The sequence below is a fragment of the Rhizobium sp. Rhizsp82 genome (assembly GCF_047325115.1).
Taxonomy (GTDB): domain Bacteria; phylum Pseudomonadota; class Alphaproteobacteria; order Rhizobiales; family Rhizobiaceae; genus Rhizobium.
Genome location: NZ_CP168570.1, coordinates 362,332 through 384,351, shown reverse-complemented (window position 1 = coordinate 384,351; position 22,020 = coordinate 362,332). Strand labels below are relative to the sequence as shown.

Below are 22,020 nucleotides of genomic sequence, written 5' to 3'. Positions count from 1 at the left end.
GCATCGATAGGGAACAATCCGGTGTGGCGTATGGTTCGGTGTTCGTGATCATCGCATAGCAAGGCCATGGAAAATTCATCTGCATTGGCACTGACGCTTCTGTCGCTGTTCGGGACCTCCGTCTTTCTCATTCTCGCGATTACGGGGCTCGGAGGTTTCGGAGCGTTCTTCAGTCACCCGCCGCTGGTGGCGCTGACGGTGGTGACCATCGCGCTGGCGGTCGCGGCCGGGTTCAGCAAGGGCAATCTCAGTGGTGGCGAGCGGGAGGACAGATCGAACCGCTGGGTGCTTGTGGCATTTGCTATCCTCGGTTTTCTGCTCGGCTACCTGCCTGCCTATACTGACAGGCTGGATTTCTGGACATTCGGCGGAGACGGCGTGCGTTGGGCCGGCGTCATCATTTATGCCGTCGGCGGCTCGTTGCGGCTCTGGCCGGTCTTTGTGCTTGGCCGCAGGTTCAGCGGCCTTGTGGCCATCCAGCCGGGCCATGAATTGGTGACGGCAGGGCCTTACCGGTTTATCCGGCATCCGAGCTATGTCGGGCTGCTGGTCACATCGCTCGGCTGGGCGCTGGCCTTCCGTTCGATGGTTGGGGTGATCCTGGTGCTTGTGACACTATGGCCGGTGATCGCGCGGATCCGTGCAGAAGAAGCCTTTCTGAAATCGCAGTTCGGTGCAGAGTATGAAGGCTATCGCAGCCACACCTGGCGGCTCATCCCTGGCATCTACTGAAAAGGGCCGCTTTCGCGGCCCTTCCTGTCTTACCATTCGGCGAAGCTGCCATCTTCGTGGCGCCAGATCGGGTTGCGCCAGCGGTGGCCTTCCTTGGCGCGTTCGATGACATAGGCTTCGTCCACTTCGACGCCGAGGCCGGGGCCCTGGGGGATCGAGACGAAACCGTCGGCATACTGGAACACCTCCTTGTTGGAGATGTAGTCGAGGATGTCGTTGCCCTTGTTATAATGGATGCCGAGGCTCTGTTCCTGGATGAAGGCGTTGTAGCTGATCGCGTCGACCTGCAGGCAGGCGGCAAGCGCGATCGGGCCAAGCGGGCAATGCGGAGCCAGCGCCACGTCATAGGCTTCCGCCATCGAAGCGATCTTGCGGCATTCGGTGATGCCGCCGGCATGGCTGAGATCCGGCTGGATGATGTCGACATAGCCGTCAGCCAGGACCGACTTGAAGTCCCAGCGCGAATAGAGCCGCTCGCCAAGCGCGATCGGCGTCGAGCAATGATTGGCGATTTCCTTCAGCGTCTCGCGGTTCTCGGAGAGGACGGGCTCTTCGATGAACATCAGCTTGTAGGGCTCGAGTTCCTTGGCGAGCACCTTGGCCATCGGCTTGTGGACGCGGCCGTGGAAATCGACGCCGATGCCGACATGCGGGCCGATTGCCTCGCGGATCGTGGCGATGGTCTCGACTGCCTTGTCGATCTTCTCGTTGGTGTCGACGATCTGCATTTCCTCGCAGCCGTTGAGCTTGATCGCCTTGAAGCCGCGGGCGACGACTTCCTTGGCGTTGCGGGCGACATCGGAGGGACGGTCGCCGCCGATCCAGCTATAGACCTTGATACGGTCACGCACCTGGCCGCCGAGCAGCGAATGGATCGGCTGGCCGAGCGCCTTGCCCTTGATATCCCAGAGCGCCTGGTCGATGCCCGAGAGAGCCGACATGTGGATGGCACCGCCGCGATAGAAACCGCCGCGATACATCACCGTCCAGTGGTCTTCGATCAGGAAGGGGTCCTTGCCGATCAGGTAGTCGGCGAGCTCATGCACGGCGGCCTCTACGGTCAGCGCACGGCCCTCGACGACCGGCTCGCCCCAGCCGACCACGCCCTCATCCGTTTCGATCTTCAGAAACAGCCAGCGCGGCGGAACGATGTAGGTCGTGAGCTTGGTGATCTTCATGGAATGGGGCTTTCGCTATTGTCGTGTTGTGTCTGCGGCGGTGCCGCCTGTCTGTCTATTTGGTCCGGCCGATCGCCTTTTCGGCAGCCGCGAGGTCGCGCACGGCAAGATCCAGCATGCGGTTGGCGCATTCGCGCGCCTTGGCGCGGTTGCGCAGCCGCAGCGCCTCGACGAGTTCACCGTGGACGGCGACGGCATCCTCGCGGCTCTCGACGGCGATGTTCGAGGCGTGGAGCGCATATTTGAGTGCGGCGTGGATGGCGCTCAGAAGCCGGCGGAAGACCTGATTGTGGCTCGCCTTCAGGAGCACGGCATGGAACATCACGTCGGCATCGGTGAAGGCTTCGGGATCGCCGGCGGAATCGCGCATCTGGCGCCAGGCGCTGTCGAGATCGGCGATCTCCTGGGTGGAGGCGCGCTCGGCGGCATATTCGGCAGCGGCGGGCTCGATCGTGCGGCGTGCTTCGAGGATGCAGCCGAGCAGATCGAAGTCCTTGATATAGGGGCCCATCCATTCGAGCACTTCGGCGTCGAGGATGTTCCAGTCGTCCCGGTCGCAGACCGAGGTGCCGATCCGCGGCTTGCCGCGCACCAGGCCCTTCGATTCCAGGACCTTCAGGGACTCGCGGATCACGGTGCGGCTGACACCGTAAATCTCGCAGAGATCGTTCTCGCGCGGCAGCGGCGAGCCGGCCGGATAGCGCTCCGAGAAGATGTCTTCGGCAATGGCCGCCGTTACGCTTTTGCGCACGCGCGGACGGCTTCCCGTGCGTGGATTTGCATCCCCACTCTGCCGCTCGATGGAATCCAAAATGAACCTCTCCGCTTTCTCTGCCCGCGAAGCAAACCGAACCGTCTTAGCCGAATTCGATTGCCTTTGCGACGCCTCCTCCTGGCAGGCTTGATATTATCTTATTATTCCAATCATCATACAAAGGCAATTGACTGGTATGATGATTTAACTTAATTCTAGCGCACTGCCTGGGAGGCAGATGCTCATTTTGAGAGTTAGGGAGAGAGACATGCGCTTGTTCAAAGCAGCCATCCTGGCTGGCACGTTTGCCATTCTGGCCGCCGGCTCCGCCTTCGCCGAGGACGTAAAGATCGGCTTCATCGTCAAGCAGCCGGAAGAGCCGTGGTTCCAGGACGAATGGAAGTTCGCCGACCAGGCTGCCAAGGAAAAGGGTTTTACCCTCGTCAAGATCGGCGCTGAGGACGGCGAAAAAGTCCAGTCGGCGATCGACAACCTCGGCGCCCAGGGCGCGCAGGGCTTCATCGTCTGCACGCCGGACGTCAAGCTCGGCCCCGGCATCGTCGCCAAGGCCGCTGCCAACCAGCTGAAGCTGATGACTGTCGACGACCGCCTCGTCGATGCCGAAGGCAAGCCGCTGGAAGACGTTCCGCATATGGGTATCTCCGCCACCAAGATCGGCGAAACCGTCGGTCAGGCGCTGGTCGACGAAATCAAGAAGCGTGGCTGGGACATGAAGAATGTCGGCGCCATCCGCATCTCTTACGATCAGCTGCCGACCGCCGTCGATCGCGTCGAAGGCGCTATCTCCGTGCTGAAGGCTGCCGGCTTCCCGGCCGAGAACATCTATGACGCACCGCAGGCGAAGACCGATACGGAAGCCGCCCTCAACGCTGCGACCACCGTTCTCAACAAGCATGCCGACGTGAAGTACTGGGTTGCCTTCGGCCTCAACGACGAAGCCGTTCTCGGCGCCGTCCGTGCCTCGGAATCGGTCGGCATTGCCGCCGACAACATGATTGGCGTTGGCATCGGTGGCGCGGATTCGGCGATCAACGAGTTCAAGAAGCCTTCGGCCACCGGCTTCTTCGGTACGGTCATCATCTCGCCGAAGCGTCACGGCTACGAGACCGCGCTCAACATGTACGATTGGATCGCCAACGACAAGGAACCGGCAAAGCTGACGCTGACCTCCGGCTCGCTGGCGCTGCGCGGCGACTATGAAAAGGTTCGCAAGGACCTGGGCATCCAGTAATCATCCTCCCAAGGTGATTTCACCCCGGCGGCGTTGAAAGCCGCCGGGCTCTTTCTCCATGGAGCTGGCATGGCTTTCCTCGAATTCAACAACATCTCCAAAGGCTATCCCGGGGTCCGGGCGCTTTCCAATGTCTCCTTCGACGTTGAAAAAGGTGCCGTGCACGGGCTGATGGGCGAGAACGGCGCGGGCAAGTCGACGCTGATCCGCGTGCTCTCCGGCGACCAGTCCGCCGACGAGGGCAGCATCGTCATCGATGGCGAAGAGCAGAAATACGGTTCCGTGCGCGATGCCTTCCATGCCGGCGTCATCGTCATCCACCAGGAACTGCAGCTGGTTCCGGAACTGACCGTTGCCGAGAACCTCTGGCTCGGCCGTTTCCCCGGCAAGGGCGGCGTCATCAACAGCAAGACGCTGATCGAGACCGTTCGCGCCAATCTCGAGGAAATCGGCATCGATGTCGATCCGTCGGCCAAGGTCGCGACGCTGTCGATCGGAGCCCGCCAGATGGTCGAGATCGCCAAGGCCGTCATGCTCGACGCGCGGGTCATCGCGCTCGATGAGCCGACGTCGTCGCTGTCGTCGCGGGAGAGCGAAATCCTCTTTTCGCTGATCGAGAAGCTGAAGGCCAAGGGCACTGTCATTCTCTATGTCTCGCATCGCCTGGACGAAATCTTCCGGCTTTGCGACAGCCTCACCGTTCTTCGCGACGGCAAGCTTGCAGCGCATCACCCCAAGGTCGCTGAGACGACGCGTGACCAGATCATCGCCGAGATGGTCGGGCGAGAGATCAGCAATATCTGGGGCTGGCGCGAGCGGCCGGTCGGCGGTGTCAGGCTGGAGGTGAAGACCCTCTCCGGCTCGAAGCTGCGCAATCCGATCAGCTTCTCTGTCCGTCAGGGCGAAATTCTGGGTTTCTTCGGCCTGATCGGTGCCGGGCGCAGCGAGATGGCCCGATTGCTCTATGGAGCGGATCATCGCCATCAGGGTACAGTCGAGATCGACGGCGTCGCCGTCTCTCCCGACAATCCGAAGGCGGCGATCAATGCCGGCATGGTGCTCTGCCCCGAAGACCGCAAGTTCGACGGCATCATTCAGGGGCGGTCGATCGAGGAGAATATCGCGATCTCGTCGCGCCGCCATTTCTCGCCCTTCGGCATTCTGAACCCGAAGAAGGAAGCCTCGGTCGCCGACCAGTTCATCGCCAAGCTTCGGGTTCGCACGCCCTCGCGCAAGCAGGACATCATCAATCTCTCCGGCGGCAACCAGCAGAAGGTCATTCTCGGCCGCTGGCTTTCGGAGCAGGGCGTCAAGGTGCTCGTCATCGACGAGCCGACGCGTGGCATCGATGTCGGCGCCAAGTCGGAGATCTACGAGATCCTCTATGAGCTCGCGGCAGGGGGGATGGCGATCGTCGTCATTTCCAGCGAACTGCCCGAGGTGATGGGCATTTCCGATCGCATCATGGTCATGTGCCAGGGCCGCGTCGCCGCCAATGTGGCGCGCGCCGATTTCGACGAACGCAGCATTCTGACCGCGGCTCTGCCCGACAAGAATGCCGCCGGCACACTCTAATTCAGGAACGGTAGTGATGAACTCGTTGAAAAAAATCCTTCTCGGCGAACAGGGCCTCGTGGTGATCTTCGCGATCGCCTTCGTCATCGTCTCGCTGACCGTTCCGAGCTTCCTAACGGAACGCAACATGCTGGGCCTGCTGCAGTCGGTGGTGACGATCGGCATCGTCGCCTGCACGATGATGTTCTGCCTGGCATCGCGCGACTTCGACCTCTCGGTCGGCTCGACCGTCGCCTTCTCCGGCATGATCGCCGTCATGGTGTCGAACTCGACGGGCTCGATCCCGCTCGGCCTGCTGGCGGCACTGATCTGCGGCAGCATCGTCGGCGTCGTCAATGGCGTGGTCATCGCCAAGTTTCGCATCAACGCGCTGATCACCACGCTCGCGACCATGCAGATCGTTCGCGGCCTGGCGCTGATCGCCTCGGATGGCCGCGCCGTCGGCATCAACGATCCGGCATTCTATCAGCTGGCGCTGTCGCGCATCCTGACGGTGCCGACGCCGATCTGGATCATGATCGCGCTGTTCATCGTCTTCGGCTTCGTGCTGAACCGCACGGTCTTCGGCAAGAACACGCTGGCGATCGGCGGCAATCCGGAGGCCTCGCGGCTTGCCGGCGTCAATGTCGTCAACATGCGGATCTGGATCTTTGCGCTGTAGGGGCTCGTCTGCGCCATCGCCGGCATCCTGCTTGCCTCGCGCATCACTTCGGGCCAGCCGAATGCGGCGACCGGCCTCGAGCTCTCGGTCATCTCGGCCTGCGTTCTCGGCGGTGTGTCGCTCGCCGGCGGGCGCGCGGCGATGACCGGCGTCATCGTCGGGGTGCTGATCATGGGCATTGCCGAAAACGTCATGAACCTGCTGAATATCCAGGCCTTCTACCAGTATGTCGTGCGTGGCCTGATCCTGCTGATCGCGGTGCTGCTCGACAATCTGCGCTCTTCGGCGGCGGGCCGGCGCGGGTGAGCGAGGTCGCGGCCATGGACGAGATCAGGATCGCCGATGGCGGTCTCGAAATCTCCGTGTCCCGGCAGGGCGGCGCGATACGCAGCGCCACATTCCACGGCCGCGCCTTCCTGCAGCCGAGGGGCGGACCGGATGGCGGCATGGCGAGCTTTCCGCTGGTGCCTTTCGGCAATCGCGTCGAATACAACGTGATGACCGTTCAGGGACGCGACTATTCGTTCCAGCCGAATACGGATGATCCGCTTTACCTGCATGGTGATGGGTGGCTTGGACTCTGGAATGTCGAAGCGCACGATGAGCGATCTCTGACGCTGAGCTATGAGCATGAGGCGGGGCGTGTCTCGCCCTATCGTTATTCGGCATCGCAGGGCTTTTCGGTTTCTGGCCGCCGTCTTGAGAATGTCCTGTCCGTCACCAATCGCGGTGACACGTCGATGCCCTTCGGGCTCGGCTTTCATCCGTTCTTTCCACTGACGCCGAACGCGGCGCTGCTGGCTCCCGCGTCACGGCTCTGGACTGAGAGGCAGGGCTATCTGCCGGATGCGCCGGTTGCCATTCCGGAAGAGCTCGATTTCTCGACCCCGCGACCGGTTCCCGATCGATGGATCAACAATGCATTCGAGGGCTGGAATGGTGCGGTCTCCATACGATGGCCGGAACTTGATCTCGGCGCCGAGATCGAGATGGACGGGATCTTCAGAAACTACATGATCTATACGCCGGGCAATGCCGGCTTCTTCTGTTTCGAGCCGATGAGCCACTTGCCGAATGGCCATCATATGCGGGATTTTGGCGGGCTGGTTTTGCTGGCGCCCGGTGAGAGCCTTGCGGGGCGAATGACGATCAGCCTTTCGGCAGGAATTTGAGGAGAGAGCTTTGGTAGGACGTCTGGCAGGCAAGCGCGTGTTCATCACCGGCGCGGCACAGGGCATCGGCCTGGCGATTGCCGAGGCTTTCGTTCGCGAAGCGGCGGCCGTCTTCCTTATCGATATGGACGGCGCCCTCCTTGCGGCTGAGGCTGAAAAGCTTCTGGCACAGGGCGCTGCTGTCGGCCATATGACGGCTGATATCACCGATGCGAAGGCGATCGGCGAAGCCGTGGCTCAAGCCGAACGCGAGATCGGGCGGATCAATGCGCTGGTCAACAATGCCGGCGTCAACGTCTTTGCCGAGCCGCTGGAAACCAGCGACGAGGAATGGAACCGCTGCTTCGATATCAATCTGAAGGGCGCCTGGAACTGCTCGAAGGCCTTTCTGCCGGGGCTGATCGGGGAGGGGGGCGGCGTCATCCTGAATATCGCTTCGACACATGCCTTCACGATCATTCCGCATACCTTTCCCTATCCGCTCGCCAAGCATGCGCTTCTCGGGATGACCAAGTCCCTCGGTCTCGAATATGCGCCGAAGAATGTTCGCGTGAATGCGCTGGCGCCGGGTTATGTCGCGACACAGAAGGTCATCGACTACTGGAACGGCTTTGCCGATCCGGAGGCGGCGAGGGCCGAGACGATGAAGCTGCATCCCGGCGGGCGGATCGCGACGCCGCAGGAGATCGCCATGGCGGCGGTGTTCATGATCTCCGACGAGTGCCCGTTCATGAACGCCACCTGCCTGACTGTCGACGGCGGCCTCAGCGTCCAGCAGCATCCCGCCTGAATGATTTTCGTATAGCTGTGTTCAACACGCGATAGAGCCTTATATTGCCGGGCAGGAAGGTTTCGCCTTCCCAGGGTGGCGGCGTTGACCGCCTTAAGCTTCAATCGCAACGGAGGACGGCATGCAGATCAATCGTACAGCTTCAGCCCAATGGTCCGGCGGGCTCAAGGACGGCAAGGGCAAGATTTCGACGCAGAGCGGCGCGCTCAAGGAGCAGCCCTATGGCTTCGCGACCCGCTTCGAAGGCGTTCCCGGCACCAACCCGGAAGAGCTGATCGGCGCGGCTCATGCGGGATGCTTCACCATGGCGCTGTCGCTGATCCTCGGCGAAGCCGGGCTGACGGCGGAAAGCATGGAAACCACGGCAAAGGTGACACTCGAAAGCGTCGAGGGCGGCTTTGCTATCACCGCGATCCATCTGGCTCTCACCGGCAAGGTGCCTGGTGCCGACCAAGCGAAATTCACCGAGCTTGCCAACAAGGCAAAGGCCGGTTGCCCGGTCTCCAAGGCGCTGTCGGCGGTTCCGATCACGCTCGACGTCACGCTCTCCTGACAGCTTCAAAACCGCCTGTTGAATGCCGCGCGCCTTTGGCCGCGGCATTTTTGTATTCGCTAATTCGGTTGACATCTGACGGATGATATCTTACGACTGACGAAATTCGAAAATCGTCAGTCGTAAGTGAGGCCGCCGAAAACATGGTTGAAACCGCCGAAAACGTATTGGACAGCACCCGCCAGGAGAATGTCACCCGCATTCTCGACTCGGCCGAAAAGCTGTTCCGGCACTACGGATATGCCAAGACGACTGTTGCCGACGTGGCGCGCGATCTCGGCATGTCGCCGGCCAATATCTATCGCTTCTTTGCCTCCAAGGTGGAGATCCACCAGGCGATCTGCGGCCGCATGCTGGCCGCCAGTTACAAGCAGGCCTACGACGTCTGCCACCTGCCGATCAGCGCTTCCGAGCGGCTGCGGCTCTTCGTCCATGGCCAGTATCAGATGACCGTGGACACCATGCTCGACCGTGAAAAGGTTCACGAGATGGTCATCGTTGCGATCGAGCGCGACTGGCATGTCATCGACAAGCATATCGACAGCATTCAAGCATTGACCGCCGACGTGATCCGCGAGGGGATCGCCGCCGGTGAGTTTGCCGAACAGGACGCGGATGCGGCTTCGCGTTGTTTCGGTGCGGCGACGGTGACCCTGTGTCACCCGCAGATCGTGGCCCAGTGTCTTGCAAAGACCAATCGGGCGACGATCGACGAACTCGTCGAATTCTCTCTGAAAGCACTGAAATAACAGGCGGCTCGGCCGTCTGAGAACATCAAAAAGATTGGGAGTGCGAACATGATTTCGCAAGAAAGCCGCCGCGTGCCGTCCATCCTCAGCATTGCGCTCGTTGGCGCGCTCGGCTTCGGGCTTGCCGCCTGCAGTGACGAGAAGAAAGCCGAGGCTCCGGAGATCATCCGTCCGGTCAAGGTCGTTGAGATCGCCAAGGCCGGTGACACGCGGGTCCTCGATTATTCCGGCGCCGTCAAGGCGCGCACGGAGATGAACCTCGGCTTCCGCGTTGCCGGCAAGATCACCGAGCGCCGCGTCAATATTGGCGATCGGGTGAAGCCCGGCGATATCCTCGCCACCATCGATTCCACCGATTACGAACTTGCCGTGAAGAGTGCCGAGGCCAATCTGGCCGCCGCCGAAAAGGGCGTGCAGACGGCCGATCTCGCCAACAAGCGTGCCGAGCAGCTGTTCGACAAGAGCGTCGCCTCCAAATCCCAGCTCGAACAGGCTTCGCTGAGCTACGACCAGTCGGTATCGACGCGCGATGCGGCGCTCTCCTCTCTCGATCAGGCCAAGAACCAGGTCAGCTATTCGCAGCTGAAGGCCGACCAGAACGGCATCGTCACCACGATCAACGCCGATACCGGCCAGGTGGTCTCGGCCGGTACGCCCGTCGTGACCGTCGCGGTCGATGGCGAAAAGGAAGTGCAGATCGCGGTGCCGGAGAACGACATCGCTGAATTCAAGCCGGGCAAGAAGGTCAAGGCGAGCTTCTGGTCCGATGACAAGCTGGTTCTCCAGGGCAAGGTTCGCGAAGTCTCGGGCGCTGCCGATCCGCAGTCGCGCACCTTCTCGGTCCGCGTCAGCCTGCCGAACGATCCCCGTGTGCTCCTGGGCATGACAGCGACTGTCGAAGCCAACGTCACCAATGCCAATCCCTACGTCGCCGTGCCGCTCAGTGCGCTGGCCGAGAAGGAAGGCAAGAAGATCGTCTGGATCGTCGACCGCCAGGCGGCGACAGTTCATGCCCGCGAGATCAAGGTTGCCGATTTCACCGGTGACGGCGTCAACGTCACGGAAGGCCTTTCGACCGGCGATATCGTTGTTGCGGCCGGCACGCAGTTCATGAGCGAAAACCTCAAGGTCAAGCTGCCGGAATTGCAGGCCGCCTCGGCCGATGTGACGAGCTCCGTCGAGTAAAGCGCCGGGAGAGGGATCAAGGTCATGGACAACAACACCACCGAGAAGCGCCCGTTCAACCTGTCGCGCTGGGCAATCGGTCATCCGAGCATCGCCCGCTTCCTCTTCGGCCTCATCCTGATCACCGGCGTGCTCGGGCTGATGCGCATGGGCCAGAAGGAAGACCCGGATTTCACCTTCCGCGTCATGGTCGTGCAGGCCGTCTGGCCGGGCTCCTCCATCCAGGAAATGGAAGACCAGGTCACCAACAAGATCGAGCGCAAGCTCCAGGAAACGCCGCATCTCGACTGGGTGAAGTCCTATACCCGCGCGGGCAGCTCGATCATCACCGTGCAGGTGAAGGGCGATACCAACGCCGCTGACGTTGCCGACGCCTTCTACCAGGTGCGCAAGAAAGTCGGCGATATCTCCAGCGAGCTGCCGCAGGGTCTGCTCGGGCCGTATTTCAACGATGAGTTCGGCGATACGTTCATCACGCTGCATTCGATCAGCGGCGACGGCTATTCCTATCCGGAGCTGAAGAAATTCGCGATCCAGGCGCGTGACATGCTGCTGACGACGCCGGGCGTCGAGAAGGCGGTTATTATCGGCGACCAGCCGGAGAAGATCTATATCGACGTGTCCTCCAAGGCGCTGGCCGAGCGCGGCCTGACGGTCGTCGACCTGCAGAACGCCATCAAGGGCCAGAACAGCGTCGATCCCGCCGGTTCCGTCGATACCGGTCTGCGGTCTGTGCGGATTTCCGTCGAGGGCGATGTGCGCAAGCTGGACGATATCCGCGAGCTGCGACTGCGCTCCGGCAATCAGGTGACCCGCCTTGGCGATATCGCCACCGTCTATTCCGGCCTCGAAGATCCCTACCAGCGCAAGTACCGTTTCAACGGTCACGAAAGCGTCCAGGTCGGCGTCGTCATGGCCAAGGGCTTCAAGGTCACCGATGTCGGCAAGGATGTCGAAGCGACCTATGAGCGCTTCGAGAAGTCGCTGCCTTACGGCGTGGCTGTCGACCAGATTTCCAACCAGCCAGATGTCGTGACCGATGCGATCAGCGAGTTCATGCATGCGCTCGGCGAGGCTCTGGTCATCGTTCTCATCGTCTCGTTCCTGTCGATCGGCTGGCGGTCGGGTCTGGTGATTGCTATCGCCATTCCGCTAGTGCTCGCGGCGACATTCGCGATCATGTACGAACTCGGCATCGATCTGCAGCGTATCTCGCTCGGCGCGCTGATCATTGCGCTCGGCCTTCTGGTCGATGACGCCATGATCGTGGTCGAGATGATGGAGCGAAAGCTTGAAGAAGGGCTCGTCAAGATCGAGGCGGCAAGCTTTGCCTATTCGTCGACCGCCTTCCCGATGCTGACCGGCACGCTGATCACCACGGCGGGGTTCATCCCCGTCGGCTTCGCGGCCTCGACGGCCGGTGAGTATGTGCGCTCGCTGTTCTATGTCGTCGGCATCGCTCTCATCGTTTCGTGGTTCGTCGCGGTCTATTTCACGCCGTGGCTCGGCTACATGATCCTGAAGCAGCGCCACCATGCGGGTGAGCATCACGATGTTTTCGATACCCGCTTCTATCGCGGCCTGCGGGGCAGCGTCGGCTGGGCGGTGCGCCATCGCGCGATCGTGCTCTTGATCACTGTCGGTGCCTTCGTCACCAGCCTCTGGAGCTTCCAGTTCATTCCGCAGAACTTCTTCCCGCAGTCCTCGCGGCCGGAAATCCTGGTCGATCTCTGGCTGCCAGAGGGTACCAGCATCAAGGATGTCGAGACCAAGGCGAAAGCCCTCGAAGCCAAGATGATGGACGACAAGGACAAGAAGTTCATCGCCACCTATATCGGCGAGGGCGCGCCGCGCTTCTTCCTGCCGCTCGACCAGCAGCTTGCCAATCCGAACTTCGCCCAGCTGCTGATCATGGCGAATGACGAACAGGCCCGTGAGCGACTGATCACCAAGCTGCGCACCATTCTGGCCGAAGACTTCCCGGATATCCGTGGCAAGGTTGATCGCCTGTTCCTGGGGCCGCCGACCGGCTGGCCCGTCCAGATGCGCGTCATGGGTCCGGATCGCCAGGAAGTGCGGCGCATCGCCGATCAGGTGAAGGCGAAGTTTGCCGAGAACCCTGAGCTTGGCGCCATCCACGACGACTGGCTCGAGCCCGTGCCCGCCATGAAGCTGGTCATCGACCAGGATCGCGCCCGCTCGCTCGGCGTCACCTCGCAGCGCGTCCGCCAGATGCTGCAGACGGCGACATCAGGTGCACCGCTCGACGATTTCCGCGATGGCGAGGAGACGGTTTCGATCGTTGCCCGTGAGCCGGATGCCAGCCGCTCGCTGCTGTCTGCCGTCAATTCGGTCTATGTGCCGACGGATTTCGGTGGCTTCGTGCCGGTCTCGCAGATCGCCAAGGTCGTGCCTGTGATGGAGCAGGGCGTCGAGTGGCGGCGTGACCGTCTGCCGACGATCACCGTGCGCGCCACTTTGCCGGACGGCGTTCAGCCGAACGACGTGGCGATGAAGATGTATGCCGACATGAAGGGCTTGCGCGACAGCCTTCCGGCCGGCTATCAGGTTCAGATCCAGGGCGGTGCGGAAGATGCGGCCGAGAGCCAGGATTCGATTGCCGCCAAGGCGCCGATCATGCTCGTCGTGATCATGATCCTGCTGATGGCGCAGCTGCAGCACTTCGGCAAGGCGATGCTGGTCTTCGCGACCGGTCCGCTCGGCATCATCGGCGCGGCAAGCGCGCTGCTGATCAGCGGTGCCCCCTTCGGTTTCGTAGCGATCCTCGGCGTCATCGCGCTGCTCGGCATCATCATCCGCAACTCGATCATCCTCGTCGACCAGATCGACCAGGATATCAAGGCGGGGATGCATCGCCAGGAAGCGATCGTCGGCGCTGCCGTGCGCCGTTTCCGGCCGATCATGCTGACGGCGCTGACGGCCGTGCTGGCGCTGATCCCGATCTCGCGCGGCGTGTTCTGGGGTCCGCTTGCCTATGCGATGATGGGCGGCATTCTGGTTGCCACCCTGCTGACGATCTTCGTTCTGCCCGCAGGCTACGCACTGTTCTTCGGCCGCGAGCCGAAGGACGCGACGAGCGGGCAGGCCAGCGCCGACCAGGAAGACGCGGATGAGCATCATCCGCCGGCGATGGCTGCTGAGTGAAGATGGCGCGGCTTCGGCCGCGCCGTTTTCGCTTTTGGGCTTTAGGCGGCCTCGGCCTTCAGGCCGAGGATGGCCGCACCGATGAGGCCGGGCTCGACGCGGCATTCGCTACGAACTACCAGCGGACGGTCGAACTTGCGCAGGATTCTTTGACGAACCGCCTTGTCGAGTTCGGCAAGCAGCTGCTCGACATTCGACAGGCCGCCGCCGACGGGCACGATCGTCGCGCCGGTGATGTTGACGGTCAGCGCCAGCGGCGAGGCCACGAGATCGGTATAAACGTCGATCGTGCGCGTCGCCTTCTCATCGCCCTGCTGCCACTGCGTGATGATCTCTTCGCTGGAGAAATCGAGATCGTGCAGCGTCTTGTGCAGGCGTTCGAGGCCGCGGGCGCCGCCGACCGTGTCGACACAGCCCTTCTGGCCGCAGCCGCAAGGATAGGCGGGGATCTTCGCAGGCGGGTTTCCTGCTTCCGACGCGATGATCGGACCATGGCCCCATTCACCGGCAAAGCCGCCCGAGGCGTTGATCAGGCGGCCATCGGAAACCAGACCGCCGCCGACGCCGGTGCCGAGGATGGCGCCGAGAACGATGCGGTGGCCGCGACCGGCGCCGAGTTCGGCTTCGGCCATGGCAAAGCAATCCGCATCATTGGCGATCAGCACCGGCAGGCCGAGTTCGGCCTGAAGATCGGCAGCAAGATCGCGGCCATGGATGCAGGGAATGTTGGCGCAGGTCAGGCGCTGCGTATCGGGATCGACAACGCCGGCGATCGACAGCGCGACGAGCGAGGGCTGTTCGCCGCTTTCGTTGATGAAGCTGCGGATGATCTCGACGAAGGCGGCAAAATCATCCTTCGGGGTCGGCTTGCGGCCCATGGGAGTGATGTCCGCTTCCGAGCGGGCGATGCCGCCCTTGATAGCCGAGCCGCCGATATCGAAGGAAATGATCATGTCTTGCCGCCTCGCGATTACTGGCGTCTGCTCGCACCGTTTGATGTGATTTGCAAGTCCTATGCGGGCAGGGTGACGCGCGCTTCGAAGCCGGATCGGCTGCCGCTAGCGGGTGAGATCAGCTCCAGCGTGCCGCCCATCTGTGTGGTGATGCGGTCGGCGATCGCCAGGCCGAGGCCGGAGCCCGGCGCGTTGGTCGCGCCGCGGCGGAAGCGGCGCTTCAGATTTGCAAGATCGGCTGCGGCGATGACGGAGCTGTCGTTGACGACCCGGATCGTGCCATTGCCATCGATCGAGACCTCCACCGGCTGTTCGGGATCGCCATGAGAGAGCGCGTTCTCGACGAGATTGCGGATGACGATGCCGAAGGCGTCGATATCGGCATTGCGCACCATGGCAGCACCGGGTTCTGCCTGATAGGCGACGCGGCCTTCGGTGCGGCTGTCGCGGGCGTAGTCGACCATCAGCATGTCGAGGATCGCCTTGAGATCGGATGGCGTGTCGCTTCGGCCGATGCCGGCCTCAGCGCGGGAGAGCTGAAGCAGCTTTTCGGCAAGGCGGCCGAGATTGGTAAGCGATGCTTCTACCTGCTGCGCCCGCTGGCGGACGGGGCCTGCAGGCAGCTCCTGCGCAAGGCGCTGTGTCTGCGCCAGCGCACCGGCGATCGGGGTGCGCAGCTCGTGGGCGCTGTTGGCGGTGAATTCGCGCTCGGCTTCGAGGGCTGCGCGCAGCCGGGCAAGCAGCAGGTTGACGGAACGGGCGATCGGTTTGATCTCGCGCGGCAGGCGGCCGCTCTCGATCGGCGCCATGTTGCCGCCGTCCTTGGTGGCAATGTCCTGCCGCAGAGTCTCGATCGGTTTCAGCGCGCGGCCGACCACGAACCAGACGGCGAAGATGCTGGCGGGGATCAGGACGATCAGCGGCCAGAGAAGCGTCGCGGCACTTTCGCGCACCGCTTCGCGGCGATTGCCAAAGCGGTCGGCGACCTGCATGAACAGCGTGCCATCTGCTGTCGCCTCGGTGTAGATGCGGTGGGATTGCGTGTCGTGGAAGCCTTGGGTCAGCGGCGCGCTGAAGGGCTCGGACGGCGCGTCGTTGGAGCGCAGCACGACTTTCCCCGTCTTGTCGCGCAGCTGATAGGTCAGATATTCGCGGCTGGCGGCCGTGTTCAGCATGGCGATGCTGCGCGGGTCGCTGACGGTCCGTTCGCCGAGATCGTCGACGATCAGCGCCAGCAGGCGCTGCGTCGTTTCTTCCTGCGCGCTATCGAAAATCTCCGAGAATTCGTGTTGCATGACGCGGATGCTGAGGCCGATGGCGATCAGCCAGAAAAGCACGAGGATGCTCGTCAGCGCCAGGATCAGCGGCCGGGTGATGCTCGGTTCACGTCTCATGCTTCGCCCAGTGTGTAACCGATGCCGCGGGCGGTACGGATGCGGTCCTTGCCGATCTTCTTGCGCAGGCGGCTGACATAGACCTCGACCGTATTGCTCTCGATCTCTGAGCCGAAAGCATAGAGCGCCTCCTCGATCCGGTCCTTGGGAACGATGGCGCCCGGCCTTGCGATCAGAAGATCGAGAACGGCCCATTCGCGGCTCGTCAGTACGATCGGCTCGCCGGCGACCGCAAGCTTGTGCTGCGGGCGGTCGATCTCGATGTCGGCGATCTTGATGATCGGGTGCGGGTTGGCGCCATAGCGGCGCGCGACCGCCATGATGCGGGCCTCGAGCTCGCCGAGATTGAAGGGTTTGACGAGATAGTCGTCGGCGCCGGCGTTCAGCCCTTCGATGCGGTCGGAAATCTGGTCCCGGGCCGTCAGGATGATGACGGGAACCGATGAGCCGCGGCCGCGGATCTCCTTGAGGAAGGCGATGCCGGTGCCGTCAGGCAGCTGCAGGTCGAGCAGAATCAGCCCGTAGTCGACGGATTTCGCCGCCACATGCGCGTCGGTGATGGTGCGCATCCAGTCGATCGCGTGACCGGCGGCGGCCACATGGTCGCGCACCGCTTCGCCGATCATTCCGTCGTCTTCAACCAGCAAAATCCGCACGCAAATTTCTCCTTGGCGAATGAGTAGCGCCCGGTCGCTGCACGGGTCAAGCGGGGCGTGACGGCGAAAAATGGCCTTGCAATGGCCGTGATCGCGAACCCCTGCCGTCATGATGGCGGCACATTCAGCAGAGAAGCTTCATATTTGGATGGTATCAGTAAGCCGAAATCGAGAAGCTGGGGTTTTATGACGATCGATAGCATGGACATGGCGCGGGGGCGCCTGCCGCGTAATCCACGTCCGCGGGCGCGCCGCCTGTCGGCAATTCTGAGGCAGATGGCGAACGACCGTTCGCGCGAACGCATCTCCATCCGGGATATTTTCGAGACCATGGGTGACCGGGCAATCGGCGCTCTGATGCTGGTCTTCGCATTGCCCAATCTCGTGCCGACACCGCCGGGAACCTCGGCGATCCTCGGCGCACCGCTGCTCTTTCTTGCCGCGCAGCTGACGTTCGGCCTGAAGCCCTGGTTGCCGAAGGTGATTGCCGACCGCTCGATGCGGCGGGAGGATTTCGAGGCGATCATTTCGCGGATCCATCGCTGGCTGGCCTTTGCCGAGCGGATGCTGAAGCCGCGGCTTTCCGTGCTGGTCGAGCCTCCGGCGGAATATTTCGCGGGCTTCCTCTGTCTTGTCATGGCGATCATTCTGACGCTGCCGATCCCGCTCGGGAACATGCTGCCGGCGCTGGCGATCTGCCTGTTCTCCTTCGGCATTCTCGGGCGTGACGGGCTGTTTGTGATCCTCGGCGTGATTGCCACGGCGCTGTCGGCGACGATTGTCGGCGGCATGGTCTACGGGATCATCAAAGCGGCGGCTTTCGTCATCGCGAACTGGTTTGCGTGACGGCCCAGACAACGAAATCTGTCACGCATTTCTTCAACGCACTCGACATTTGCCCATTTTTGTTTTGATCTGGCGCATTAGAGATTCATGGTCATTTCACCCGGTAAAGCACCGGCTTATTTTGCGCGGTAGAAGCTAGATGGCAAAGAGAACCGATACTCCTGGACGGCTGGACGACGCGGCGCGGGCGGGTTGGCTCTATTACGTTGCCGGCCGCACGCAGGACGAGATCGCCTCCACCATGGGGATTTCGCGCCAGTCGGCGCAGCGGCTGGTTTCGCTCGCCGTTGCCGAAAAGCTGATCAAGGTGCGGCTCGACCATCCGATCGCCGCCTGCCTCGAACTCGGCAACCAGCTGCGCAAGAAATTCGACCTGCGCTATGTCGAGGTCGTGCCCAGCGATCCCGGCTCCTCCTCGACGACGATCGGCATTGCCGAGGCGGCGGCGGCGGAGATCGAGCGCTGGCTGAAGCGGCCGGAGCCGATCGTGCTTGCCGTCGGCACCGGACGTACGCTGAAGGCCGCGGTCGATCAGTTGCCGCTGCTCGAATGTCCCGATCACCGCATCGTCTCGCTGACCGGCAACATCACGCCCGACGGGTCGGCGGCCTATTACAACGTCATCTTCAGCATGGCCGATGCCGTCAAGGCGCGGCATTTCCCGATGCCGCTGCCGGTTCTCGTCACCTCTTCGGAAGAGCGAGAGATGCTGCACAGCCAGCAGCTGGTGCGCTCGACGCTGGAGATCAGCTCGCAGTCGGATGTCACCTTCGTCGGTATCGGCGAGCTCGGCATCGACGGCCCGCTCTGCGTCGACGGTTTCCTCGAGAAGGACGAGATGATGGAGCTGATGCGCAACGGCGCCGTCGGCGAGATCTGCGGCTGGATTTTCGACGGTGATGGCAAGCTTCTGGATAACCCGATCAACGAGCGGGTGGCGTCTGCGCCGATCCCGCCGCGCGAGTCTTCGACGGTGATTGGAATCGCCAAGGGCAAGCGTAAATTCAAGGCGATACGGGCGGCGATCGTTGGCCGGCAGATCAATGCTTTGATCACCGATGAGGCAACTGCCGAGTTTTTGCTCACAGGCTGAGCAAAAATTATTTTGTTTTAAATCATATAGTTAAGTGTGCCGTTCGCTGATGCAGCAACGAATGCGGATTGACATTTTGTAATGTTTTGTGAGTAATTGCCCATGAGCAAAGCGAATGCTCACACTCATCTTCTGGGAGGAAGATATGACATTGAGAACTCTCCTGCTGGGCGCCTGCTCGGCACTTGCGTTTGCGGGCATGGCTTCGGCTGAAACGCTCACGATCGCGACCGTGAACAACGGCGACATGATCCGGATGCAGAAGCTGACGGACGACTTCAAAAAATCCAACCCCGACATCGATCTGGAATGGGTCACGCTCGAAGAGAACGTGCTGCGCCAGAAGGTCACCACCGACATCGCGACCAAGGGCGGTCAGTATGACGTTCTGACCATCGGCACTTACGAAGTTCCGATCTGGGCAAAGCAGGGCTGGCTGATGCCGCTCGACAATCTCGGCGCCGACTACGATGCCGACGACCTGCTGCCGGCTATCCGCAGCGGCCTGACCGCAGACGGCAAGCTCTATGCAGCTCCGTTCTACGGCGAAAGCTCCATGGTCATGTACCGCAAGGATCTGTTCGACGCTGCCGGCCTGAAGATGCCCGACGCTCCGACCTGGGACTTCATCGCAGACGCTGCGAAGAAGATCACCAACAAGGACAAGGAAATCTACGGCATCTGCCTTCGCGGCAAGGCTGGCTGGGGCGAAAACATGGCCTTCCTGACGGCTATGTCGAACTCCTTCGGCGCTCGCTGGTTTGACGAAAAGTGGGCACCTCAGTTCGATCAGCCCGAGTGGAAGGACACACTGAACTTCTACGTCAACCTGATGAAGGAAGCCGGCCCTCCGGGTGCTTCTTCGAACGGCTTCAACGAAAACCTGGCGCTCTTCCAGACCGGCAAGTGCGGCATGTGGATCGACGCGACCGTTGCTGCATCTTTCGTCAGCAACCCGAAGGAATCGCAGGTTGCCGACAAGGTCGGCTTCGCTCTGGCTCCGGATAAGGGTCTCGGCAAGCGCGGCAACTGGCTCTGGGCCTGGAACCTCGCCATCCCGGCAGGCTCGCAGAAGGTCGAAGCGGCTGAAAAGTTCGTCGCCTGGGCTACCAGCAAGCACTACACCGAGCTGGTCGCCGAGAAGGAAGGCTGGCTGAATGCACCTCCCGGTACGCGCTCTTCGCTCTATGCGAATGCCGACTACCAGAAGGCAGCTCCTTTCGCGAAGATGACGCTGGACTCGATCAACTCGGCTGACCCGACCAAGCCGACCGTAAAGCCGGTCCCCTATGTCGGCGTTCAGTTCGTGGCGATCCCGGAATTCCAGGGCATCGGTACGGCCGTTGGCCAGCAGTTCTCCGCAGCGCTTGCCGGCCAGATCTCGGTCGACCAGGCTCTCCAGAGCGCACAGCAGCTGACCACCCGCGAAATGACCAAGGCTGGTTACATCAAGTAATAACCTCCTGAGAACGGGTTGGAATGCTTGACATTCCACTCAACTGGGCCGCCGAATTGCCCGAACTGCATCGGCGGCCCCTTTTTTCTTTGCTGCCCTGCAGCCGTTCGCCACTCCAAGACAAGATCGGTAATTGCCATGGCAACGTTACACACCCGCTCTGCGGCGCGCATGATGATGGCGCCTTCGGTCATCCTCCTGCTGCTCTGGTCGCTCATCCCGCTGGCGATGACGATCTACTTCTCGCTGCTGAACTACAATCTGCTCAGCCCGGGCATGGAAACCTTCGTCGGCTTCCTGAACTACAAGTACTTCCTCACGGACCCGGCCTTCTTCTCGGCGCTTGGCAATACGTTGCTGCTCGTGCTTGGGGTGCTGTTGATCACCGTCATCGGCGGCATTGCCTTCGCCATCCTGCTGAACCAGGACATCTACGGGCAGGGCATCGTGCGCATCCTGGTGATCGCGCCGTTCTTCGTCATGCCGACGGTCGCAGCGCTCGTCTGGAAGAACATGTTCATGAACCCGGTCAACGGGCTCTTCGCGCATCTCGCCAAGGCGCTCGGATTGCAGCCCTATGACTGGCTGGCGAACGCGCCGCTGTTCTCGATCATCCTGATCGTTGCCTGGCAGTGGCTGCCCTTCGCGACGCTGATCATGCTGACGGCCCTGCAGTCGCTCGACGAAGAGCAGCAGGAAGCCGCCGAGATGGACGGCGCCGGCGTCGTTTCGAAATTCATCTATATCGTGCTGCCGCACATGGCCCGTGCCATCACCGTGGTCATCCTGATCCAGACGATCTTCCTGCTGTCCGTCTTCGCCGAAATCCTGGTCACGACCAATGGCGGTCCCGGCACGCAGAGCACGAATTTGACCTATCTGGTCTATGTGCAGGCGCTTCTGCAGTTCGATATCGGCGGTGCTTCGGCAGGCGGTATCGTTGCTGTCATCCTCGCCAATATCGTCGCGATCTTCCTTGTCCGCCTCGTCGGCAAGAACCTGGAGGCGTAAGATGGCTCGCAAAGTCACAACACAGCGCAAGGTCATCATGACCGCGATTGCCTGGACGCTCGGGATCCTGATCTTCTTCCCGATCCTCTGGACCTTCCTGACGAGCTTCAAGTCGGAAGCCGATGCAATCGCCTCGCCGCCGCAGTTCCTGTTCTTCCACTGGACGACCGAGAACTATTCGGAAGTGCAGAGCCGGTCGAACTATCTCGGCCACTTCATGAACTCGGTGATCATCTCCTTCGGCTCGACGCTGCTTGGCCTGATCATCGCCATCCCGGCCGCCTGGGCCATGGCATTCTCGCCGACCAAGCGGACCAAGGATGTCCTGATGTGGATGCTGTCGACGAAGATGATGCCGCCGGTCGGCGCGCTCATCCCGATCTACCTGATGTTCCGCAACAGCGGCCTGCTCGACAGCCGCTTCGGACTGGTGATCGTGCTGACGCTGATCAACCTGCCGATCATCGTCTGGATGCTCTACACCTACTTCAAGGAAATCCCCGGCGAAATCCTCGAAGCCGCCCGCATGGACGGCGCCTCGCTCGCCAAGGAAATCATCTATGTGCTGACGCCGATGGCGGTTCCGGGAATTGCCTCGACGCTGCTGCTCAACATCATCCTTGCCTGGAACGAAGCCTTCTGGACCCTCAACCTCTCTGCCTCAAAGGCGGCGCCGCTGACGGCCTTCATCGCTTCCTATTCCAGCCCCGAAGGCTTGTTCTACGCAAAGCTTTCGGCAGCATCGACAATGGCGATCGCCCCGATCCTTATCCTCGGCTGGTTCTCGCAGAAACAACTCGTCCGCGGCCTGACCTTCGGCGCGGTGAAATAAGACTACAGGGAGA

Annotated in this window: 19 protein-coding genes and 1 pseudogene; 15 read left to right on the top strand and 5 right to left on the bottom strand. The window is 61.8% G+C overall.

The genetic code is table 11. The annotated features are described in order from the left end of the window. Window positions 1-66 precede the first annotated feature (66 nt). Entirely contained in the window at window positions 67-732 is a 666-nt protein-coding gene (locus ACEN84_RS06575; protein WP_413710350.1) for a methyltransferase family protein, read from the top strand. A 29-nt stretch (window positions 733-761) separates the two neighbouring features. Here ACEN84_RS06575 and dgoD read toward each other — a convergent pair whose 3' ends face one another. Both dgoD and ACEN84_RS06565 read right to left on the bottom strand, forming a co-directional pair. Next, window positions 762-1,910, bottom strand: coding sequence for a galactonate dehydratase (gene dgoD / locus ACEN84_RS06570; protein WP_130282319.1), 1,149 nt, complete (start codon window positions 1,908-1,910; stop codon window positions 762-764). A gap of 55 nt (window positions 1,911-1,965) precedes the next feature. Next, window positions 1,966-2,721, bottom strand: coding sequence for a FadR/GntR family transcriptional regulator (locus tag ACEN84_RS06565; RefSeq protein WP_112719816.1), 756 nt, complete (start codon window positions 2,719-2,721; stop codon window positions 1,966-1,968). Window positions 2,722-2,932: 211 nt separating this feature from the next. On the opposite strand from ACEN84_RS06565, the gene ACEN84_RS06560 reads away from it, so the two are divergent. The 9 genes and pseudogenes from ACEN84_RS06560 (at window position 2,933) to ACEN84_RS06520 (ending at window position 13,766) form a co-directional block, all read left to right on the top strand. Continuing rightward, window positions 2,933-3,916 carry an arabinose ABC transporter substrate-binding protein gene (locus ACEN84_RS06560; RefSeq protein WP_112719815.1) on the top strand — a complete coding sequence of 328 codons (984 nt, stop codon included), beginning with the start codon at window positions 2,933-2,935 and terminating at the stop codon, window positions 3,914-3,916. A 69-nt stretch (window positions 3,917-3,985) separates the two neighbouring features. Beyond that, a complete protein-coding gene (gene araG, locus ACEN84_RS06555) occupies window positions 3,986-5,491 on the top strand; it encodes an L-arabinose ABC transporter ATP-binding protein AraG (protein ID WP_413710349.1) in 1,506 nt (501 codons plus the stop codon). Between the two features lie 16 nt (window positions 5,492-5,507). Continuing rightward, a pseudogene (gene araH, locus ACEN84_RS06550) lies at window positions 5,508-6,458 on the top strand (L-arabinose ABC transporter permease AraH). Then, the gene (locus tag ACEN84_RS06545) at window positions 6,455-7,324 is read left to right on the top strand and encodes an aldose 1-epimerase (RefSeq protein ID WP_413710348.1); all 870 of its coding nucleotides are present in this window, start codon (window positions 6,455-6,457) and stop codon (window positions 7,322-7,324) included. The pseudogene araH and the gene ACEN84_RS06545 overlap by 4 nt, the downstream one beginning before the upstream one ends. A gap of 10 nt (window positions 7,325-7,334) precedes the next feature. Further along, complete coding sequence (locus tag ACEN84_RS06540) at window positions 7,335-8,114, top strand: SDR family oxidoreductase (RefSeq protein ID WP_413710347.1); 780 nt, start codon at window positions 7,335-7,337, stop codon at window positions 8,112-8,114. A gap of 121 nt (window positions 8,115-8,235) precedes the next feature. Then, window positions 8,236-8,667 carry an OsmC family protein gene (locus tag ACEN84_RS06535; RefSeq protein WP_112719810.1) on the top strand — a complete coding sequence of 144 codons (432 nt, stop codon included), beginning with the start codon at window positions 8,236-8,238 and terminating at the stop codon, window positions 8,665-8,667. Between the two features lie 143 nt (window positions 8,668-8,810). Next, on the top strand, window positions 8,811-9,416 hold the full coding sequence (locus ACEN84_RS06530) for a TetR family transcriptional regulator (protein WP_413710346.1): 606 nt from the start codon (window positions 8,811-8,813) through the stop codon (window positions 9,414-9,416). A gap of 48 nt (window positions 9,417-9,464) precedes the next feature. After that, window positions 9,465-10,601, top strand: a complete 1,137-nt coding sequence (locus tag ACEN84_RS06525; protein WP_112719808.1) for an efflux RND transporter periplasmic adaptor subunit — start codon at window positions 9,465-9,467, stop codon at window positions 10,599-10,601. A gap of 24 nt (window positions 10,602-10,625) precedes the next feature. Beyond that, window positions 10,626-13,766, top strand: a complete 3,141-nt coding sequence (locus ACEN84_RS06520; protein WP_413710345.1) for an efflux RND transporter permease subunit — start codon at window positions 10,626-10,628, stop codon at window positions 13,764-13,766. 41 nt (window positions 13,767-13,807) lie between these two features. On the opposite strand, the gene ACEN84_RS06515 is transcribed toward ACEN84_RS06520, so the two are convergent. The 3 genes from ACEN84_RS06515 to ACEN84_RS06505 are packed head-to-tail and all read right to left on the bottom strand — an operon-like array spanning window position 13,808 to window position 16,769. Further along, entirely contained in the window at window positions 13,808-14,719 is a 912-nt protein-coding gene (locus ACEN84_RS06515; protein ID WP_413710344.1) for an ROK family protein, read from the bottom strand. 59 nt (window positions 14,720-14,778) lie between these two features. After that, window positions 14,779-16,113, bottom strand: coding sequence for an ATP-binding protein (locus ACEN84_RS06510; RefSeq protein WP_199628912.1), 1,335 nt, complete (start codon window positions 16,111-16,113; stop codon window positions 14,779-14,781). Then, the gene (locus ACEN84_RS06505; protein WP_130282305.1) at window positions 16,110-16,769 is read right to left on the bottom strand and encodes a response regulator; all 660 of its coding nucleotides are present in this window, start codon (window positions 16,767-16,769) and stop codon (window positions 16,110-16,112) included. The genes ACEN84_RS06510 and ACEN84_RS06505 overlap by 4 nt, the downstream gene beginning before the upstream one ends. A 267-nt stretch (window positions 16,770-17,036) precedes the next feature. Here ACEN84_RS06505 and ACEN84_RS06500 point away from each other — a divergent pair, with 267 nt between their 5' ends. The 5 genes from ACEN84_RS06500 (at window position 17,037) to ACEN84_RS06480 (ending at window position 22,007) form a co-directional block, all read left to right on the top strand. Continuing rightward, window positions 17,037-17,615: an exopolysaccharide biosynthesis protein gene (locus tag ACEN84_RS06500; RefSeq protein ID WP_413711270.1), complete on the top strand. Its 579-nt coding sequence runs from the start codon at window positions 17,037-17,039 to the stop codon at window positions 17,613-17,615. A 139-nt stretch (window positions 17,616-17,754) separates the two neighbouring features. Further along, on the top strand, window positions 17,755-18,708 hold the full coding sequence (locus ACEN84_RS06495) for a sugar-binding transcriptional regulator (protein WP_130282301.1): 954 nt from the start codon (window positions 17,755-17,757) through the stop codon (window positions 18,706-18,708). 145 nt (window positions 18,709-18,853) lie between these two features. Further along, window positions 18,854-20,164 carry an ABC transporter substrate-binding protein gene (locus ACEN84_RS06490; protein WP_199628914.1) on the top strand — a complete coding sequence of 437 codons (1,311 nt, stop codon included), beginning with the start codon at window positions 18,854-18,856 and terminating at the stop codon, window positions 20,162-20,164. A 138-nt stretch (window positions 20,165-20,302) separates the two neighbouring features. Continuing rightward, a complete protein-coding gene (locus tag ACEN84_RS06485) occupies window positions 20,303-21,175 on the top strand; it encodes a carbohydrate ABC transporter permease (RefSeq protein ID WP_112719801.1) in 873 nt (290 codons plus the stop codon). Window position 21,176: 1 nt separating this feature from the next. After that, window positions 21,177-22,007: a carbohydrate ABC transporter permease gene (locus ACEN84_RS06480; RefSeq protein ID WP_112719800.1), complete on the top strand. Its 831-nt coding sequence runs from the start codon at window positions 21,177-21,179 to the stop codon at window positions 22,005-22,007. Window positions 22,008-22,020 lie beyond the last annotated feature (13 nt).

Excerpts from the sequence above, each read along its gene's own strand:
- ACEN84_RS06510 (WP_199628912.1), bottom strand. The coding sequence starts at position 16,113 with ATGAGACGTGAACCGAGCATCACCCGGCCGCTGATCCTGGCGCTGACG.
- ACEN84_RS06480 (WP_112719800.1), top strand. The coding sequence starts at position 21,177 with ATGGCTCGCAAAGTCACAACACAGCGCAAGGTCATCATGACCGCGATT.
- dgoD (WP_130282319.1), bottom strand. The coding sequence starts at position 1,910 with ATGAAGATCACCAAGCTCACGACCTACATCGTTCCGCCGCGCTGGCTG.
- ACEN84_RS06530 (WP_413710346.1), top strand. The coding sequence starts at position 8,811 with ATGGTTGAAACCGCCGAAAACGTATTGGACAGCACCCGCCAGGAGAAT.
- ACEN84_RS06560 (WP_112719815.1), top strand. The coding sequence starts at position 2,933 with ATGCGCTTGTTCAAAGCAGCCATCCTGGCTGGCACGTTTGCCATTCTG.
- ACEN84_RS06485 (WP_112719801.1), top strand. The coding sequence starts at position 20,303 with ATGGCAACGTTACACACCCGCTCTGCGGCGCGCATGATGATGGCGCCT.
- ACEN84_RS06535 (WP_112719810.1), top strand. The coding sequence starts at position 8,236 with ATGCAGATCAATCGTACAGCTTCAGCCCAATGGTCCGGCGGGCTCAAG.
- ACEN84_RS06515 (WP_413710344.1), bottom strand. The coding sequence starts at position 14,719 with ATGATCATTTCCTTCGATATCGGCGGCTCGGCTATCAAGGGCGGCATC.
- ACEN84_RS06575 (WP_413710350.1), top strand. The coding sequence starts at position 67 with ATGGAAAATTCATCTGCATTGGCACTGACGCTTCTGTCGCTGTTCGGG.
- ACEN84_RS06520 (WP_413710345.1), top strand. The coding sequence starts at position 10,626 with ATGGACAACAACACCACCGAGAAGCGCCCGTTCAACCTGTCGCGCTGG.
- ACEN84_RS06525 (WP_112719808.1), top strand. The coding sequence starts at position 9,465 with ATGATTTCGCAAGAAAGCCGCCGCGTGCCGTCCATCCTCAGCATTGCG.
- araG (WP_413710349.1), top strand. The coding sequence starts at position 3,986 with ATGGCTTTCCTCGAATTCAACAACATCTCCAAAGGCTATCCCGGGGTC.
- ACEN84_RS06490 (WP_199628914.1), top strand. The coding sequence starts at position 18,854 with ATGACATTGAGAACTCTCCTGCTGGGCGCCTGCTCGGCACTTGCGTTT.
- ACEN84_RS06495 (WP_130282301.1), top strand. The coding sequence starts at position 17,755 with ATGGCAAAGAGAACCGATACTCCTGGACGGCTGGACGACGCGGCGCGG.